We start from the raw sequence: 17,625 nt of genomic DNA, 5'->3' as shown, positions 1-17,625 counted from the left end.
AGAGACTGACCGCCCATGGCAACCTACGATTCCCTTTTTTCATCGCTCGGCCTTGAGCAATGGTGCTCGGAAGGCAAAAGCAGCGGCCCCATGTCGATGGCCGACCTGCTGAATAAAACCAAGGGAGAGAGCGCCGAACCGGCCTCTATATGGGAACTCCCGTTTCCGTCCATGGACGCCCTGAACGAATCCTGCTCCGCCTTCCCCCAGTCCCGGGAACTTACCAAGGGCCTGGAACAGGGATTTCTGGCAATAAAGGACAGCCTGAGTCTGGTTCTCGATCCATTGACCCAGCCTCTTAGCTGGTTCCTGGATGGCGCACTTTACGCCATGCTGAACACGCCCTGGTGGATCGTGATTCCACTGTTACTGGCGGTTGTTTACGTGGTCACCAAATCCTGGAAACTGATGCTCTTTGTAGGCGGCAGTATCGTGCTACTGGCCTTCATCGACCATTACGATTACGCCATGCAAACACTGGCGATCATTTTTGTATGTGCCTTCCTCTGTGTCTTGCTGGGGGTACCCATAGGCATCGCCATGGCACGCAGCAATTCCCTGCAACGGATGATCATACCGGTGCTGGACATGCTGCAGACGCTGCCACCTTTTGTGTATCTGATCCCGCTTATCTTCCTGTTCAGTGTTACCGAATCAAAGCTGTACGGCATCGCCATCATCCTCTACGCGATTGTTCCTGTGATCCGGCTGACGAACCTGGGCATCCGGCTGGTAGACAAGGACGTGATTGAGGCCGCAGACGCCTTTGGCATGACGCCCCGACAGAAACTCTACAAGGTGCAGATCCCGTTGGCGCTGCCCAACATCATGGCAGGGGTTAACCAGACCATCATGATGAGTCTTGCAATGGTTGTTATCGCATCCCTGGTTTCCGCGCCCGGGCTTGGCGTTCTGGTCCTGCGGGGCATCCGTAATCTGGAACTGGGTGTTGGCCTGGTATCCGGCCTTGGCATCGTGATCCTGGCGGTTATTCTCGACAGGGTAACCAAGGCGTCCCTGGCACGAATTAACGTCTCCCAGAAGCAGTGAGGAAAGCCCCCATGGCAAAAGACATCAAGATTTCGATCCGGAACCTTTACAAGATCTTCGGCCCGACCCCGGATGTTGCCCTGGAGTATGTTCGCAAGGGCATGGGCAAAGCCGATCTGCTGGAGCAGCAGCGACACGTACTCGGTCTGCGTGATATCAACGTGGACATCCACGATGGCGAGATCACGGTCATCATGGGCCTTTCCGGCTCCGGAAAGTCCACACTCATCCGGCACCTGAACCGACTGATCGACCCCACGGCCGGCGAAATCCGTGTCGATGGCGAAGACATCATGAGCTACAGCGAAGAGCAACTGCGAAAGCTTCGCCGCGAGCGGATGTCGATGGTGTTCCAGAAGTTTGCCCTGCTGCCCCACAAAACCGTGCTCGAGAACGCCGGCATGGCCAAGGACATTCGCGGCTATACGACATCGGACTTTGAGGCCGACGCCCGAAAATGGCTCGCGCGGGTTGGTCTGGAGGGTAACGAATACCAGTATCCACACCAGCTGTCCGGTGGCATGCAACAGCGGGTGGGCATCGCCCGAGCCCTGGTGTCCGACGCCCCGATCATGTTGATGGACGAAGCTTTCTCGGCACTGGATCCGCTGATTCGGTCCGATATGCAGGACCTGTTGCTGGAGCTCCAGGAAGAACTGCAGAAAACCATCGTGTTCATCACCCATGATCTTGATGAGGCCTTGAAACTGGCCGACCACCTGGTCATCCTGAAAGATGGCGAAGTAGTGCAGCAGGGAGATCCCCAGGAAATCCTGCTCAATCCCGGCGATCCCTACATCGTCGACTTCATCAGCGATATCAATCGGGCACGGGTGCTGAGGGTACGATCGGTCATGAGCCCCCCGGATGACGGTGACTCCACGTTCGCCGGTGACATCTCGGAAAAGGACAACCTTGAAACGGTACTGCTGAAATCCGACGGGGATATGTCTCTGAATTTCCGGGTAGTCCGGGACGATCAGCACGTGGGCACCCTGCACATGAAAGACCTCGCCCGAGCGCTGGTGCCGACCGCCGCGTCGGCTGACAGGAACAAAACCGCAGCCTAGGGGCTTTTAGCCATTACAAAACCGCGACCAGGGTCTATGCTTCAGGGAGAGCCGACGTCATCGGCATCCCGGTTTTATCACCATGGCAAAAACCCTGGTTCTTTCCATCGCGCTCTTTCTTGCCGCCTGCTCGCAGCCAGAGGACCCGCCACCGCTGGTTCCTGAAACAGCGGCAAAGGCAACGAAGACCGCTCCCGCTGCGCCGGCTCCCACAGAGCCGCGCCATGCCGTCGTCATTGCCGCTGATCCCTGGTGTCCTCACAATTGTGAAGCCGGCTCCGAGCACGAAGGCTATATGATAGATATTGCCAGGGAGGCGTTTGGCCTCTACGGTATCAATGTCGAGTACGTGAACATGAGCTGGGCGCGGGCCCTGCAACAGGCCCGGGACGGGTATATTGATGCGGTTGTCGGAGCCCTTCCGGGGGATGCGCCGGACTTCGTGTTTCCGGACGCCGCTACTGGTTACTCGACGATCGCGCTCTACACCCACCCTGACAACAACTGGCAGTACGCTGGCATCGACTCACTCAGCCAATCCAAGCTGCTGGCGATCAACGGCTACGCTTACTCACCGGAACTGGACAGCTATATCGAGAAGTACCAGGACGATCCGGAGCGGGTCTGGGTGCTGTCCGGGCCGGCACCACTGAGCCGGGCAATCGAACTCCTGCACCAGCAGCGCTCTGACGTATTCCCGGAAGACCGCTATGTGATGCAGTGGCAACTGGAGCAGGAGAACAACACGGAAAGCCTGCGAATGGCCGCGGTGATCCACGAGTCGCCGATCTACGTTGCATTTTCACCGGTCGGCCGTGATTCCGCCCAGCTCGCAGCGCTCCTATCAGAGGGAGCGAGAGCCCTGCAAAGCAGTGGGCGGGTGGCAGAGATCCTGACGCGCTATGGACTGTCGTGGTCAGACTGAAACGCCCGGATAGACTCACCGCCCGGTGTCGACAGCAGCAGTTGGCCCTGCTGCCCGATCCGCACTGAATTCACCTGGTCCAGCAGGTTCAGAAACCGCTCTTCCTGATTCATCAGCGCGGGCGCACAGGCCATCCGTGTTGATGCCAGTGGGCCTATAGCCATGCCCTCACCCCTGAGTTCATAGGCGCCTGTATATCGGTTGCAAGACGCCCTGCCCGCGATCCGATTGCCCTCAAGAAACTCGATCGTGATCCGGGACCGATCGATGATGCCTGCGCCCGCAAGATCCTCAACAATCCAGATTGCGCCCCGTAACAGACGCTGGCGATCACCACCACATCCCCTGAACTCATCATCACCGACCTGAAGGCGCACCTGCGCGGGATATTGAGCCCCGGACATGCTGTCGTCACAGAGCTGACGGGCGACTGTCAGGGTAATGGGGAGATCTGCCAGCGTCGCCACAAATGTCCGCCCATGCCGATTGGCTGTTTTGACTTCAACCGGTACCCGACGGGTTCCCTGTTCCTCGAAAGGCCGTGTTATCAAGAGCTCACCGCCTTCGAGCGTCGCGTGCCAGAAAGGCTCATTCCCCCGCGCCTCAAACGGCATTTCCAGATCGCCAGGCTGCAAACACTCCGGATAGGTTTGCCCCTTCACTGTCAGCGTCGCTTTTTCACCCTTGCTCCAGAACCGCGTCTGGTCGTCGCCGGGGGTTACGTACAATGCGCCCGAGGCACTTACCTCCGGCTTGAGCAGAATACGTCGATCCAGATAGTCGATGCTGATCAGATCGCTGTCGTCGGTGCCGGAGACGGAAATATCGAGTTGCCCGCAAGCATAGCTCGCGGAAACCGGCTGACTGGTTTTGGATAGAGAGGAGCAGGCGGAGATGGCAAGGCTCGCCGCAGTGACGACGGACAACATCAAAACTCGTCGTGAGTGCATGGTCAGTTCCCTTGTGAGCGTCTTTTCGGCCTACAGTTTAGAACCCAACGACCGATGAGGCCACCATGGGCATCTGATGGGTCTTCTTATACCGCCCCACCGGCAGTATGCTAGAACGCTGGACCAAGGAGACACCCCATGGCACTGAAACTTTACCAATTTGCCATTTCCCACTACTGCGAAAAAATACGCTGGGCCCTGGACTACAAGGGGCTCAACTACGAAACGGTGAACCTGCTGCCGGGACAACATGTGAAAACCATCCGGAAACTGACGGGTGAAGCCTCCTCTGTGCCGGTGCTGGACCATGACGGCCACGTGGTTCAGGGCTCAGCGGCCATTCTGGATTACCTGGACCAGACGTTTCCCGAGCACCCGCTGACACCGGCAGACCCGGACGTTCGTGAGCAGGCGCTGGCCTGGGAGCGCCGGCTTGACGAGGAAGCGGGGCCGGCTATCCGCTGCTATTCCTACCACCACTTCCTGCAGCGCCCCAAAATTGTGGTGCCCATGCTGGCCGCGGGAACGCCTTTCTATAACCGGATACTGCTCAGCCTTGCTTTCAGCCGGGTTGATGAAGTCATGCGTCAGTGGATGAAGATCAACGAAAAAACCTCTGAAAAGTCCCGCCAGGTCATGGAAGAGTTGCTCACCGAGCTGGCTGCCATCTACGCCGAAAGGCCTTTCCTGGCCGGCGACCAGTTTTCGCGCGCAGACCTGACCGCAGCCGCCCTGTTTGCACCCATGTTCCAGCCCGCACAGTATCCGGTGCCATGGCCGAAAACTGCGCGAATTCCCAAAGACATCAAACATTGGCTGGACCAGTGGCAGCCACAGATCCGGGCTCTGGAAAAAGTGTACGAAGACAACCGTCGGCCAGGCTGAGTACCGGATTGTCGGAATCCGTTAGCCAATCTGGCGTGAACCGACATTCCGGTTTCCGGGTTACGTGCCAGAATAAACGGACTTGATGAGGAAACCGGCAGAAACCCGATGGCTTTGACCGACATGATACTGGCCGTACTGGAAGACAGCGGCCTGCTTTCTCTCTGGGCGATGGCTGCGCCGTGGCTGGCGCTGGATGAACGCCAACTGATCTTTGTGATTGCAACACCGGTTTTTGTGGGCGTTACCCTGTGGGAATACCTGAAGATTCGCCACGATCCGCAGCTGATGGATACCCGTGAGGCGGTCAGAAACTTTGCCCTAGGCGCCGGCTATCAGGTGACCGAACTGCTCTTCGCCGGCCTCATTGCCTTCCCTGTCTATGCCCTGTGCTACCACTACCGGCTGTTTGATCTGGAATTGAACGGATTCACCGTGCTGCTGGCTTTTCTGGGGGTGGACTTCTGCTTCTACTGGATGCACAGGGCCAGTCACAGGGTGCGCTGGTTCTGGGCGGCCCATGTGGTTCACCATTCCTCCGAGCGGATGAACTTCTCCACTGCCATGCGCCAGAATGCCACCAACATTTTCAACGGCATGTGGGTGTTCTACCTGCCCCTGGCCCTGCTGGGACTCAATCCTGTCTGGATCGGCGTAGCCTATGCCCTGTCGCTGGTCTACCAGTTCTTTATTCACACCACACTGGTCGGGAAGCTGCCCGACTGGGTCGAACTGGTGTTCAACACGCCCAGCCATCACCGCGTCCATCATGGCCGAAATCCCGGCTACATCGACCGTAATTACGGCGGCACGCTGATAGTGTGGGATCGCCTGTTCGGCACGTTTGTCGATGAAAATGCCCAGGATCCGCCCGATTACGGCATCACCCGGCCTGTTCGCTCCAGTAACCTGATTGTGCTCTGGACCCACGAATACGTGGACCTGTTCCGCGACATGGCACAGCCCGGCGGATTATTGTCTCGCCTTACCCATCTATGGAAACCGCCGGAGTGGCAACGCCCGGCTGCGGAGAAAAACAACAAGGAACCGGGTCGTGACAACGAACGAACACCCTCTGACGCTGAGCAGTGGTGATGACCACAGTATAGCCGGAACAGTCTTTACCCCGACGGCTCCCACCGGCCTTCTGATCATCAGCCACGGCATGGCCGAGCATGGCGACCGTTACCAGTCCCTCGCTCGCTGGCTCTGCGAACGCGGCATGGCCGTTATCACCTTTCACCACCGGGGCCATGGCCCGAATTCAGGAGTCGAGAACCTGGGGCACTATGCGGACCAGAACGGCTGGGCAAGCGTATTGGCCGACCTGCACCAGGTGGTCCAGCACGCCCGTTCACAGTTTCCCGGGCTGCCGGTCAACCTGCTGGGCCACAGCATGGGCTCGTTCATTGCCCAGGGTTACGCCCAGAGATACGGTGATTCCCTGGATACCCTGATCCTGAGCGCCACCAACCGGATTGATCGGGGCCGGCTATTGGCATCCCGAACCCTGATCGGCCTGATCCGGCTGCTCCGGGGCAAGCGGCACCGCAGCCCGTTGATTGCCCGCATGACCTTTGAGCAGTTCAATCGCCGGTTCCGCCCCAACCGGACCCATGCCGATTGGCTCAGCCGCGATCCGCACCAGGTTGACGCCTACGCTGCCGATCCGCTTTGCGGGTTTCAATGCTCAACCGGGCTCTGGCTGGATTTTATCGGCGGCATGCTGGCCATCAAGCCGCCGACCTGGCGCAAAGACCTGCCTGTGCACCTGTTCTCTGGAACGGCGGACGCGGTTGGTGAAATGGGCCGCGGCGTGCGCCAGCACTTTCAGGCCATTCGAGAGGCGGGCGTTGGCCATGTGACCCTGAGGTTGTTTGAGGGCGGGCGCCATGAGATGCTCAACGAAACCAACCGGGACGAGGTGTGGCAATACTTGCATTCCCTGTGCCTGCATAGGGACAATGCGTCTGCCCAATCAACCGCCGAACAGAAAGCCCTGCTCCATGCCAGAGCCCCATGAACGCCGCACCAGAATCTGCCACCCAATAACCCGGGCTTTCGCCTGCCTGTGCGTGTTGTTCAGTTTTGCTTCCGGAGCCATCGCCGGCGAAGTCAGTATTGGTGTGGCCGCAAACTTCACCGACACCACTCGGGAACTGACTAGGCACTTTGAAGCGGAAACCGGTCACCGGGTGTCCGCCAGCTTTGGCTCAACCGGCAAACTTTACGCCCAGATCAGGAACGGCGCGCCCTTCGACGTATTCATGGCGGCCGACGTGCTCAGGCCAGAGCTGATAGAAGAGGCGCAGGCCGGGGTCAACGGAACCCGCTTTACCTATGCCCGGGGCAAGCTGGTGCTCTGGAGCCCGGCGCCCGATGCGTTTGAGGATGCCCCGCGCTATCTGGAGCAGCAGCCCTTCGCCAGGCTGGCCATCGCCAACCCGAAAACGGCACCCTATGGCCTGGCTGCCCAGCAGGTTCTTGAGCACATCGGCCAATGGCAACCGTTACAACCGAAACTGGTCCGCGGTGATTCCATAGCACAGACGTTCCAGTTTGTTGTCAGTCGCAATGCCCAGGCCGGTTTCGTGGCCGCTTCCCAGGTGAAAGTCTGGGACGAGGATGCCGGCACCCTATGGCAGGTCCCTCAGGCCTATTACCAGCCCATCGACCAGCAGGCCATCCTGCTGAACCGGGGCGCCAGTAATGAAGCAGCCCGCGCCTGGATGGATTTCCTGAAATCCGATACGGCCATCGGCATCATCCGGAGCTATGGTTACGACCAAGGACATGACGCGATCAACTGATGTTTGAAACCTACTGGGATCCAGTCTGGCTGACCCTGAAACTGGCCACGACAACCACTCTGCTGCTGTTGCTGATAGGCACGCCCATCGCTTGGTGGCTCGCCAGAACCCGGCACTGGCTGCGCCAGCCGGTGGCGGCCGTGGTCGCGCTGCCTCTGGTTCTGCCGCCAACGGTCCTTGGCTTTTACCTGCTGCTGATGATGGGGCCGGAAGGCTGGGTTGGCCAGGTCACCCAGTCGCTCGGCATCGGGCTGTTGCCCTTTACCTTCGAGGGTCTGGTGGTGGCTTCCGTGATCTATTCCCTGCCGTTTACGGTGCAACCGCTGCAGAATGCCTTCGAGTCGGTTGGCGACCGTTTCCTCGAGGTCGCTGCCACGCTCCGCGCCGCGCCCTGGGATCGCTTCCTGTTTGTTGCCGTGCCCCTTGCCCGCAACGGGTTCCTCACTGCCGCCGTACTGACCTTCGCCCATACCATTGGCGAGTTCGGCGTGATTCTGATGATCGGGGGCAATATCCCCGGAGAGACCAAGGTCCTGTCGGTGGCCATCTATGACCACGTGGAATCCCTCGAATACACCGAGGCCCACTGGCTTTCTGCCGGCATGGTGGTGTTCTCCTTCGTGGTTCTGGTCATCCTCTACGCACTGAACGGTAAGGCCCGGTCGGGAGCACTGAGATGAGCGAAAAGAAAAGCATCTCTGCCCGCTTCCGTTGCGCATTTCCCGGGTTTGGTCTGGACGTTGACCTGACCTTGCCCGGCACGGGCATCACCGCCCTGTTCGGGCATTCCGGCTGCGGCAAGACCACTGTTTTGCGCTGTATGGCGGGCCTGCACCGCGCAGAGGGAGCCATGACCGTTCTCGATGAACACTGGCAAAGCGCTGATACTTTCCTCCCGGTTCATAAACGCCCCCTCGCCTATGTATTCCAGGAAACCCACCTGTTTCCCCATCTGACCGTGCGCAAGAATCTTGAATTCGGCTACCAGCGTATTCCGGCCACGGACCGGCAGATCGGGTTTGACGAGGCTGTGAACTGGCTGGGACTCGGCGGCCACCTGGACCGTATGCCCGCAGGCCTGTCCGGGGGCGAGCGCCAGCGGGTAGCGATAGCCCGCGCGCTGCTGACCAGTCCCCGGCTGTTACTTATGGACGAACCGATGTCGGCCCTGGACAAAGCCAGCAAACACGACATCCTGCCCTATCTGGAGCGTCTTCGGGACGCCCTGGCCATCCCTATCGTATATGTCTCCCACTCCACCGCAGAGGTGGCCAGGCTCGCTGACCATCTGGTGGTCATGGAGGACGGCAAGGTGTTAGCCAGCGGGCCGACCCGGGAGACACTTGCACGCATGGATAACCCGTTCCGTCTCGAGGACGACGCGGGCGTGCTTGTGGAGGGGACAATAAGAGAACTGGATCAGCGCTGGCACCTGGCGCGCTTTGAGTTCGACGGTGGCTCCCTGTGGCTGCGCCGGGACAACGGCATGAAAATCGGGGATCGGGTCCGGATCCAGTTGCTGTCCCGGGACATCAGCCTGGCTCTGGAAGAGAACCCTGACCAGAGCATCCAGAACCTGGTTCCGGCAACCATTGACCGGATTGAGCCGGACGTTACCCCCGGCGTCAGTATCGTCCGCCTGCTCGCCGGACCCACACCGGTCATGTCCCGACTGACCACCCGGGCTGTTGACCAGCTGGCTCTGGAACCCGGCCGGCAGGTGTGGATGCAGATCAAGTCCGTGGCCCTGGCCGACTGACACCGGCGCCCCTGCCCCAACCAGAAAGGCCGCTGATATCAGCGGCCTTTCTGGTTACATCGATGCTCTGCTGTCCGGAGACTCAGCGGGTGCCGTACACCACCATCGTTTTGCCCTTGACCCGAACCAGGCCCTGATCTTCCAGGGTCTTCAGAACCCGTCCAACCATCTCCCGGGAACAACCCACGATACGGCCGATTTCCTGGCGGGTAATCTTGATCTGCATGCCGTCCGGGTGGGTCATGGCATCCGGTTCCTTGCAGAGATCCAGCAGGGTGCGGGCGACTCGACCGGTCACATCCAGGAACGCGAGATCACCCACCTTGCGCGTGGTCTGGCGGAGGCGGGAAGCCATCTGCTCACCAATGAAATACAGAACCCTGGGATCCTGCTGGGCAATCTCACGGAATTTGGTGTAGCTGATCTCCGCCACTTCGCACTCGGTCTTGGCCTTTACCCAGGCGCTGCGGGAATCCATGCTGTCGAACAGTCCCATTTCACCGAAAAAGTCACCGGCGTTCAGGTAGGCCATGATCATCTCGCGACCGTCATCGTCTTCAATGATAACCGTCACCGAGCCTTTGACGATGTAGAACAGGGAATCGCTCTTGTCCCCGGCATAGATAATCGTGCTCTTGGCTGGGTAACGGCGGCGATGGCACTGCGAAAGGAAATAGTCGAGATGCTTGGTTTTCTGCTCAACCGGCTTGACGATAGTGGCCATAATGCGAGTCGTGCCTCCTCAGATACTGGCGGGTCCCAATGTTTGTTATGCACCCGGCTTTCCTTGCGGGTTCGTTCTTTTTTACTGCAAAACTGCGCAACTTATAACAAGAAGGTCTGTTGCGGGCAACCGGAAAGAGTATACAACATGTATCCGAGATCGGCCTGCCTGGCGAAGCCGGTTGTGCTAGCATCCGGCCACAGGTCATCTTTATCGGGGCCACCACACCAGTTGGTCCCGCGTCATCACAACGGAGAGTCGTCCCATGAAAGCAACCGTAGACTGGACCGGCAACGCCAGTTTCAAAGCCACCAGCGGCAGTGGCCACAGCGTGCAGCTTGATGGCCCGCCAGACCACGGCGGTGAGAACCTGGGCCCGCGCCCCATGGAAATGCTGCTGATGGGGCTCGGAGGCTGTTCGGCGTTCGACGTCATGAGCATCCTGAAGAAAAGCCGCCAGGACGTGACCGCTTGCCACGCCGAGCTCGAAGCAGAGCGGGCCGACGCGGTTCCGGCGGTGTTTACACGCATTCACCTGCACTTCGTAGTAACCGGAAACAGCCTGAAAGACAATCTGGTCAAGCGGGCCGTAGGCCTGTCGGCAGAAAAGTACTGCTCCGCATCTATCATGCTTGAGAAGGCCGGCGTCGAGATCAGTCACAGCTACGAGGTTCACCAGGCGTCATAACACGTGTGAGAAATCTCGCCAGGGCCGCTCATGGACCGATTCCCCGGGCCGGATGCAGGGGAAATCACGAATGCTAAAATGTCATTGCGAATACTATTCAACGTCACTTGCGGTGTGCATAATACGCACCCTCTCCGCCGGTCTGCGCAAAAGGTGAACAACCCGGTCAGTAGTCGGTGGCGGCCTCGGCAGAGCTCAGCAATGCAGCTCTGCAGTCATTCATCTCCACGATCCGGAGGGGCTGAGCATGGAATCAAAACTCCAGCTGCATGGTTTCAACAACCTGACCAAATCCCTGAGCTTTAACATCTACGACATCTGTTATGCGCAGACCGAAGAACAACGCAAGGCCTATATCGACTACATCGACGAGATGTACAACGCCGAGCGCCTGACCCAGATTCTGACCGACGTCGTCAAGATTATCGGCGCCAACGTTCTTAACATCGCGCGTCAGGACTACGAGCCCCATGGCGCATCTGTCACCATGCTGATCGCCGAGCACGAGCTCACCAATGGCGAAGAGCCCGACAACGAAGAGTCTCCCGGACCGCTGCCGGATACCATCGTGGCCCACCTGGACAAGAGTCACGTCACGGTGCACACCTACCCGGAAAGCCATCCCCACGATGGCGTGAGCACCTTCCGCGCTGACATCGACGTATCCACCTGTGGCCTGATCTCTCCGCTGAAAGTGCTGAACTACCTGATCCACAGCTTTGATTCTGATGTCGTTACCGTGGACTACCGGGTTCGCGGCTTTACCCGTGATGTGGACGGCACCAAGCACTACATTGATCACGATATCAATTCGATCCAGAACTACCTGACCGAAGATACCCAGAACGCGTATCAGATGATCGATGTGAACGTGTACCAGGAGAACCTGTTCCACACCAAGATGATGCTGAAGAACTTCAACCTCGATAACTATGTGTTCGGGGTGAACGCCGGTGATCTTGATCCCGCCGAAGCGCAGTCCATCGAGGACCGTCTGCGTCGGGAAATGCTGGAAATCTTCTATTCCCGCAACGTCGAATGATCGCCTCCTGTGGCGCCCCGCCCGGGGCGTCACGGGTCCTTCAGTTTTTTTGATGTCACCCCCCAGATTTCTGCGTTTTATTCTCTCCTCCCATCCCGTTTAAATAGAGCCAAGAGCTAACGAGAGGAGGACATCATGACCCTGCGCTCCCTGAAACAGATCATACCCGCCCTGGAAACGTCCGACGGTGCCGGCGTGCGCATCAAGCGTTCCATTGGCCAGCAACAGAACATTCGCCTTGACCCGTTCCTGATGCTGGACGAGTTTGGTTCCGCCGAGGCCGCCGACTATATCGCAGGCTTCCCCTCGCACCCCCATCGGGGGTTCGAAACCGTGACCTATATGATCGAGGGGCACATGCTGCATGAAGATCATCTCGGAAACCGGGGCGACCTGCGCAATGGTGGTGTGCAATGGATGACCGCCGGTCGCGGCATCATCCATTCGGAGATGCCCCAGCAGGAAGAAGGCGTGATGCGCGGTTTTCAGCTCTGGCTGAACCTGCCAGCGGCGGAAAAAATGACGAAGGCCGGCTACCGGGACATCCAGCCGGAAGAGATTCCGGAGCTTGCCTTCGACGGTGGCAAACTGAAGCTCATTGCCGGCTCATTACAGATCGATGGCCAGGCCCATGCAGGGGCGATGCCCGATCGCACCACCCAGCCGATCTACGCGGATATTCACCTGGCATCCGATGGGAGCCTGAGACTGCTCCTTCCGGAAGGCCACAACGCCATGCTCTATCTTTACGAGGGTAGCGCGAGCCTGGGGGAAAGCTCGCTGCAGCGAAGCGCCGCCAACGTTCTTTCCGACGACGGCGACCAGATCGAACTCCATGCCGGGCAAGCCGGAGCGCGACTCCTGCTGATTGCCGGCAAACCGATCGGCGAGCCGGTGGTCCAGTATGGTCCGTTTGTGATGAATACCCGAGAAGAGATCGAACAGACGCTCCGGGATTACCGGGATGGACGCCTGACGGCCTGACGGCCTCAGGCAAACGGCTTTCTTGCCATCAGCCGCTGCACCATCGGCCGTACGATCAGGTCCATGGCCAGCGGCATTTTTGTGCCCGGAACCACCAGGGTGTCGTGTCGCGACAGGCTGCTGCCTGCAATCACCTGCAGCAGATACGGAAAGTCCACCTCTGACTGGTCCCGGAACCGGATCACCAGCATGCTTTCGTCCTCAGTGGGAACTTCCCGGACGACAAAGGGGTTGGAAGTATCGACCAGGGGAATGCGCTGGAAATTGATGTGGGTGTGCGAGAATTGGGGCACGATGTCGTGCACGTAGTCATCCATGCGGTTGATGATGGTTTCCACCACCGCCTCCTGGCTGTAGCCCCGCTTGTGTGTGTCCCGGTGGATCTTCTGGATCCATTCAAGATTCACAATCGGAACCACACCGATCAGCAGGTCCACATACTGGGCAATATTGCAGGTTTCGCTGACCACACCCCCATGAAGCCCCTCGTAGAACAGCAGATCGGTATCGGCGGGCAAAGGCCCCCAGGGCGTGAAGGTGCCGGGCTTGTGCCCGGCTTCAACCAGCCTGCGATCCTCATCGTGAACGTATTGACGATACCGACCGTTGCCGGTGTGGCCGTAGTCGTAGAACAGTGCTTCCAGCTTGTCGATGTGATTGGCGGCCAGCGCAAAGTGGTTGCGCTCACCGAACTGGCCCTTGGCCGCAAGCCTGGCCATCTGTTCACGGTTGTAGCGATGGAAACTGTCACCGCTGACCATTGCGGCGTTCAGCCCCTCACTGGCAAACATCCGGCTGAAAATCTGGCCGGTGGTCGTGGTGCCCGCTCCGGACGAACCGGTAACCGCGATGATGGGATGACGTTTTGACATAGAGGCAGGTTGCCGGAATCAGGTTAGGCTGTCGAGCAGACGGGGTTTTTCGACCACGAAGCCCTGAGCGTAGTCCACACCCAGCTGTCGGAGCATGTCCAGAACGTCCCGGGATTCAACCTGGGAGGCAATCACTTCCCGGTTCATGTAGTGGGCCATATCCACCATTGAGCGCACCATTGCCCGGTCAGTCTCGCTGGTCGACAGCTGGCCGGTAAAGGCGCTGTCGATCTTGATCAGGTCTACCGGTAACGAACGCATGAACTCGAACGAACTGGGGCCACTGCCAAAGTTGCCGAGACAGAACCGGCAGCCAAGCTCTTTCATCTCAATGATGAAGTCTGCCACTGACTGGACGTCGTTGATCGCCGAGGCCTCGGTAATCTCGAACCACAGCCGCTCGATAGGCGCGTCTTTCTCACTCAGCTTTTCGTAGATGAACTCCAGCAGCGACTGGTCATTCATGGAATAGCCGGACAGGTTGATGCAGACGCCGCCGAAATGCCTCGGGTCCGGCGCCTGCTCCCTGAGCCAGTCCAGCATGTGGCCAACAACCCAGCGATCCACGGCCTGCATTCGGTCATAACGCTCGGCCATGCGCACGAAGTCCCGACCGGTAATGAGGTTGCCTTCGTCATCGTACATGCTGATCAGCACCTCATACTGCGCAGCCATGGAGGACTTGGCATGCAGAGGGATAATCTTCTGGCAGCGCAGCAGCATGCGCTCCTCGTTCAGGTCGCTGAGGCTGGCAACCTTGGCGGCAATCTGCTCCTGACGGGCCTGATCATCGGCGTCCAGGGCATACTCCGAAACCTTCCCGTGGCCCTGCTGGCGAGACGCGGCAAGCGCCTGCTCCGACGCCCGTAACCAGCGTTCAGCACTGACCAGGGCCGGCAACGTGGGGACCACACCGGCGCTGGCTGAGAGCCGGTAGTCGCGACCACCAAAACTGAACTCGGCGGCCTCCACTGCCCGGATGAGATCTCTTGCCGCGTCGCTGGCACTCTCGGACGGCACCAGCATGGCAAACTCATTGCCCGCAAGTCTGGCCACGGGCATACCGTCACCGACGTGGCTGCGCAGGATATCGGCAACCCGCTTCAGGGTCTCATCACCGGCCTGGTAGCCGGCGGTGTCGTTCAGCAGGCGGAACCTGCGGAGATCCAGGCGCACGAGGGAGCGCTCATCCTCCCGACGGGCCAACTGCTGATCGAGCATGCGCTCGAATTCGCGACGCCCGAGAAGGCCGGTCAATTCATCATGGGTGGAGGCCCAGGACAACTGGTCATAGACCTTGCGGACCATGCGATCGATACTCTCGTCCACCAGCGGGCGTTCATACTGGCTATCAGGCACGATGATGCCTTTTCGCATCTGCCGGGCCAGGGACTCCAGCTCCAATTCCACCACTCGCATGCCCTGGTGATTCACAAAGACAAAGCGGCTGAAACCGCGGGCCACCCAGACCAGACGAATGTACTGGGGTTCGTCCGGTTTTTCCTGGTCGCGAAGCCAGTCGCCGGTTCGCAATTTCTGCGCCCGGTTGATCCAGCGCTGAAGACTTCGTTGCTCCCGGTCGGACAGTTTTCTGGCATCCGGTTGCTCCGGTTTTGCCACTGGCACTTCAACCAGTTCGGGGCTTTTTTGCGGACTGCGAACCAGGAACTGCTTGAGCTCGTCCCGGATTTGCGAAGAAGGCATGTGGTTGCTGGAAATAGAGGCCAGACCATCCTGGATTACCCGCAGCAGCTCGGGCAGATTAATGGAGCTGTTCGGATCATCAGCGAAGGATAGGAGCGAATCGATAACGGCCAGGTAATCATGCCACAGCTGGCTGTCAGGCCCCTGCCGGATCCAGGTCAGCGAAAGCAGATCCCGCCAGCCACCATCCAACAGGCTGATTACCGCCTTTGGCACCTTGCGCCCACCCAGTTTGTTGTCCAGAACATCGGCCACAGCCTTTTTTGACTCGGCTACCTTCTGGGCCCCCTCTGCGGCCGCTGTCACTCGCTCGACATTCCGGCGATAGACAAGATTCTGGCGATCAATCAGGGTGTCCAGTTCCTGGACCGTTTGCTCGAATACCCCGGTGTCCTGCTCGAAGTCCGTTGTAATGCGCTCTACCAGCTCATCCACGCGACGCTGAACCACCGGATTGATGCGCCCGCCCTTTACCCCTAGCTGGGCCAGACGGTTCATCACCCCGCGTACCGGGCTATCCTGATCGTCAAAGAACGCAGGGTCCCTCATGACAACTTTGAGAACGGGCACTTCCAGCTGCCGCATGCGCTGCTGGGCATACTCGCTGAGCTTCGGGCTTTCCACCACCGATTTGAAAAACCGGTCGACCACATCGACCGTTTCCTGCTGTTCTTCATCCAGCCGGTTATCACCGCTTGCCTTTACTTTCTCTACCACCCGCTCCTTCAGGGGAGCCAGCTCCTCGCCAGTATCCACGGGCTGAGATTGCAGCTGCTGGAGTTCTCGCTGGAATTCTCCGGACGACAGAGGCCTGGCATTGGGCTGGAACGGCAAAGGCTCCGGATCGCCCCGGGCCACACGGCTCGCGCTCAGGGTATTCAGCAGGTTACGCACCGTGGCGAACGCAGTCTGGGCCGCCTGGGCATAACCCCGAAACTCGCCCCCCAGCATGCCGGCTCTGCGACGAGACTGGGGCTGTCCGGCGTCTTCGGCACCCGCCTTCGGCTTTGACTCTGCAGCAGCACTCTCCGCGGCAACCGGCTCGGGCTCCGCGGGCTCTTGTTGTGTCTCCGGCTTTGCCCCGGCCTGCTCGCTCAGATACTTGCTGAGATCCAGGTCCGGCAGAACACCGTGACGAATCAGAATATCGTTGAGTTCTTTGTAAAGAGGTCCCAGCTGTTGCAACACGGTCTGCTCAAAGACCCGCAGACAGACTTTCTCCACCTCCCGGGTCGCCTTGAGCTGGCTGAGGCCATTATGGAAGGCTTCGCAGACCAGGGAGGGCCCGAGGGGATTGTGGTGTCCCGTGGCGTTCGCGATGCCAAGTTTGTCCAGGCGAAGCTTGAGCTGCAGCAGATCGCCCCGATACTGGGTATCCGCCTTAGTTACCATCACCCGGATCGTCAACCAGTCCTCGAATTCGCCCTTGTCGACCACGGACAGCTCGGACCCCGGAAACCCCTTGGGGGCGGGCTTAAGTGGTGATTCCAGGCTGCGAGCCATCTGATGCCAGATGACCCGTTGCCGGGCCTGAATCTGGCCCGAAGCATCCATGTATTCATTGGCCTGCTGATCATTTACGGCTCTCTGGGCCGCCAGTTTGAGACCCTCCACCATTTGCACGAAACAGGCGTCCATCAACGGCTCGATAAACTGGGTCACCGCCTTGGCGGACTGGTGCAGGACAAACTGTACGCGGTCACTGGGCGCGCGGAGCGAGGAGCGATCCTGACTTCGGGAGCCCCCGCATTGCTGCAGCATGGCATCCACGGCTACCGGGTTGGGCCTGCTGAAATTGACCCCCATGGCGCCATCGATGCGACGGACAATACTGACATGAAGCTCGTGGCGGCGCGCACCATCCAGACCCCGAAAACGTATCACCAGTTCTGGGGGTATGCCGGAAGCAAACGCCCGATCCAGCTTCTTCGAGGTTTCACCCGAATAGCGGACGAACAGACCCTCCGCACAGAAATCGGCGATCTGACACGGCCAGGCTTCACCGGTTCCCAGATCAATCTGGGCGGCAAGCTTGATTGGTTGGCGGGGGCTGCTACGACGTTCTCTCGGATCCATGAACTACCTGATATCTCGCAAAGCCGGAACGATCACCGAACACAGCGCCCGGTACCGGCTCACGTCCCTGAAACGATGGCGGATGC

Annotated in this window: 16 protein-coding genes; 12 read left to right on the top strand and 4 right to left on the bottom strand. The window is 59.3% G+C overall.

Translation table 11 applies throughout. The features are described from left to right. Positions 1–15: 15 nt before the first annotated feature. The 3 genes from AC13E3_RS14565 to AC13E3_RS14555 all read left to right on the top strand — a co-directional run bounded on the left by AC13E3_RS14565 (position 16) and on the right by AC13E3_RS14555 (position 3,045). Positions 16–1,050 (top strand): ABC transporter permease, encoded by a 1,035-nt coding sequence (locus AC13E3_RS14565; protein WP_008173411.1) that lies wholly within the window; start codon positions 16–18, stop codon positions 1,048–1,050. Positions 1,051–1,061: 11 nt separating this feature from the next. After that, entirely contained in the window at positions 1,062–2,120 is a 1,059-nt protein-coding gene (locus AC13E3_RS14560) for a quaternary amine ABC transporter ATP-binding protein (protein WP_008173413.1), read from the top strand. A gap of 82 nt (positions 2,121–2,202) precedes the next feature. Next, complete coding sequence (locus AC13E3_RS14555) at positions 2,203–3,045, top strand: substrate-binding periplasmic protein (RefSeq protein WP_482902180.1); 843 nt, start codon at positions 2,203–2,205, stop codon at positions 3,043–3,045. Here AC13E3_RS14555 and AC13E3_RS14550 read toward each other — a convergent pair. Beyond that, on the bottom strand, positions 3,021–3,995 hold the full coding sequence (locus tag AC13E3_RS14550; RefSeq protein WP_482902179.1) for an META domain-containing protein: 975 nt from the start codon (positions 3,993–3,995) through the stop codon (positions 3,021–3,023). The two genes, AC13E3_RS14555 and AC13E3_RS14550, sit on opposite strands and share 25 nt — an antisense overlap. A 138-nt stretch (positions 3,996–4,133) precedes the next feature. Between AC13E3_RS14550 and AC13E3_RS14545 the strand changes: the two genes are divergently transcribed. The 6 genes from AC13E3_RS14545 (at position 4,134) to modC (ending at position 9,449) form a co-directional block, all read left to right on the top strand. Continuing rightward, positions 4,134–4,880, top strand: coding sequence for a glutathione S-transferase family protein (locus tag AC13E3_RS14545; RefSeq protein ID WP_053113161.1), 747 nt, complete (start codon positions 4,134–4,136; stop codon positions 4,878–4,880). Positions 4,881–4,988: 108 nt separating this feature from the next. After that, positions 4,989–5,975, top strand: a complete 987-nt coding sequence (locus AC13E3_RS14540; protein ID WP_482902178.1) for a sterol desaturase family protein — start codon at positions 4,989–4,991, stop codon at positions 5,973–5,975. Continuing rightward, positions 5,935–6,903, top strand: a complete 969-nt coding sequence (locus tag AC13E3_RS14535) for a lysophospholipase (protein WP_482902177.1) — start codon at positions 5,935–5,937, stop codon at positions 6,901–6,903. Before AC13E3_RS14540 ends, AC13E3_RS14535 begins: the two co-directional genes overlap by 41 nt. Next, a complete protein-coding gene (gene modA, locus AC13E3_RS14530) occupies positions 6,887–7,690 on the top strand; it encodes a molybdate ABC transporter substrate-binding protein (RefSeq protein ID WP_482902176.1) in 804 nt (267 codons plus the stop codon). The genes AC13E3_RS14535 and modA overlap by 17 nt, the downstream gene beginning before the upstream one ends. Continuing rightward, the gene (gene modB / locus AC13E3_RS14525) at positions 7,690–8,370 is read left to right on the top strand and encodes a molybdate ABC transporter permease subunit (RefSeq protein WP_439531596.1); all 681 of its coding nucleotides are present in this window, start codon (positions 7,690–7,692) and stop codon (positions 8,368–8,370) included. Before modA ends, modB begins: the two co-directional genes overlap by 1 nt. Next, on the top strand, positions 8,367–9,449 hold the full coding sequence (modC, locus tag AC13E3_RS14520) for a molybdenum ABC transporter ATP-binding protein (RefSeq protein ID WP_482902175.1): 1,083 nt from the start codon (positions 8,367–8,369) through the stop codon (positions 9,447–9,449). The genes modB and modC overlap by 4 nt, the downstream gene beginning before the upstream one ends. A gap of 82 nt (positions 9,450–9,531) precedes the next feature. On the opposite strand, the gene crp is transcribed toward modC, so the two are convergent. Further along, positions 9,532–10,173, bottom strand: coding sequence for a cAMP-activated global transcriptional regulator CRP (crp, locus tag AC13E3_RS14515; RefSeq protein WP_482902174.1), 642 nt, complete (start codon positions 10,171–10,173; stop codon positions 9,532–9,534). A 265-nt stretch (positions 10,174–10,438) separates the two neighbouring features. Between crp and AC13E3_RS14510 the strand changes: the two genes are divergently transcribed. From AC13E3_RS14510 to AC13E3_RS14500, 3 genes are all read left to right on the top strand, one after another. Continuing rightward, the gene (locus tag AC13E3_RS14510; protein ID WP_008173433.1) at positions 10,439–10,861 is read left to right on the top strand and encodes an OsmC family protein; all 423 of its coding nucleotides are present in this window, start codon (positions 10,439–10,441) and stop codon (positions 10,859–10,861) included. Positions 10,862–11,108: 247 nt separating this feature from the next. After that, positions 11,109–11,903 carry an adenosylmethionine decarboxylase gene (gene speD / locus AC13E3_RS14505; RefSeq protein ID WP_008173437.1) on the top strand — a complete coding sequence of 265 codons (795 nt, stop codon included), beginning with the start codon at positions 11,109–11,111 and terminating at the stop codon, positions 11,901–11,903. A 135-nt stretch (positions 11,904–12,038) separates the two neighbouring features. Continuing rightward, positions 12,039–12,887: a pirin family protein gene (locus tag AC13E3_RS14500; RefSeq protein WP_008173439.1), complete on the top strand. Its 849-nt coding sequence runs from the start codon at positions 12,039–12,041 to the stop codon at positions 12,885–12,887. Between the two features lie 5 nt (positions 12,888–12,892). On the opposite strand, the gene AC13E3_RS14495 is transcribed toward AC13E3_RS14500, so the two are convergent. Together AC13E3_RS14495 and AC13E3_RS14490 are read right to left on the bottom strand one after the other, a co-directional pair. Then, on the bottom strand, positions 12,893–13,759 hold the full coding sequence (locus tag AC13E3_RS14495; RefSeq protein WP_008173441.1) for a phosphoribulokinase: 867 nt from the start codon (positions 13,757–13,759) through the stop codon (positions 12,893–12,895). Positions 13,760–13,777: 18 nt separating this feature from the next. Beyond that, complete coding sequence (locus AC13E3_RS14490; protein ID WP_008173443.1) at positions 13,778–17,539, bottom strand: DUF1631 family protein; 3,762 nt, start codon at positions 17,537–17,539, stop codon at positions 13,778–13,780. Positions 17,540–17,625: the final 86 nt, after the last annotated feature.

Source organism: Marinobacter sp. L-80, assembly GCF_056859395.1.
This window is presented reverse-complemented; position numbering and strand designations above follow the sequence as displayed.

What these genes read in the sequence shown, in the direction of transcription:
- AC13E3_RS14565 (WP_008173411.1), top strand. Translation starts at nt 16, where the DNA reads ATGGCAACCTACGATTCCCTTTTTTCATCGCTCGGCCTTGAGCAATGG.
- AC13E3_RS14560 (WP_008173413.1), top strand. Translation starts at nt 1,062, where the DNA reads ATGGCAAAAGACATCAAGATTTCGATCCGGAACCTTTACAAGATCTTC.
- AC13E3_RS14555 (WP_482902180.1), top strand. Translation starts at nt 2,203, where the DNA reads ATGGCAAAAACCCTGGTTCTTTCCATCGCGCTCTTTCTTGCCGCCTGC.
- AC13E3_RS14550 (WP_482902179.1), bottom strand. Translation starts at nt 3,995, where the DNA reads ATGCACTCACGACGAGTTTTGATGTTGTCCGTCGTCACTGCGGCGAGC.
- AC13E3_RS14545 (WP_053113161.1), top strand. Translation starts at nt 4,134, where the DNA reads ATGGCACTGAAACTTTACCAATTTGCCATTTCCCACTACTGCGAAAAA.
- AC13E3_RS14540 (WP_482902178.1), top strand. Translation starts at nt 4,989, where the DNA reads ATGGCTTTGACCGACATGATACTGGCCGTACTGGAAGACAGCGGCCTG.
- modA (WP_482902176.1), top strand. Translation starts at nt 6,887, where the DNA reads ATGCCAGAGCCCCATGAACGCCGCACCAGAATCTGCCACCCAATAACC.
- modB (WP_439531596.1), top strand. Translation starts at nt 7,690, where the DNA reads ATGTTTGAAACCTACTGGGATCCAGTCTGGCTGACCCTGAAACTGGCC.
- modC (WP_482902175.1), top strand. Translation starts at nt 8,367, where the DNA reads ATGAGCGAAAAGAAAAGCATCTCTGCCCGCTTCCGTTGCGCATTTCCC.
- crp (WP_482902174.1), bottom strand. Translation starts at nt 10,173, where the DNA reads ATGGCCACTATCGTCAAGCCGGTTGAGCAGAAAACCAAGCATCTCGAC.
- AC13E3_RS14510 (WP_008173433.1), top strand. Translation starts at nt 10,439, where the DNA reads ATGAAAGCAACCGTAGACTGGACCGGCAACGCCAGTTTCAAAGCCACC.
- speD (WP_008173437.1), top strand. Translation starts at nt 11,109, where the DNA reads ATGGAATCAAAACTCCAGCTGCATGGTTTCAACAACCTGACCAAATCC.
- AC13E3_RS14500 (WP_008173439.1), top strand. Translation starts at nt 12,039, where the DNA reads ATGACCCTGCGCTCCCTGAAACAGATCATACCCGCCCTGGAAACGTCC.
- AC13E3_RS14495 (WP_008173441.1), bottom strand. Translation starts at nt 13,759, where the DNA reads ATGTCAAAACGTCATCCCATCATCGCGGTTACCGGTTCGTCCGGAGCG.
- AC13E3_RS14490 (WP_008173443.1), bottom strand. Translation starts at nt 17,539, where the DNA reads ATGGATCCGAGAGAACGTCGTAGCAGCCCCCGCCAACCAATCAAGCTT.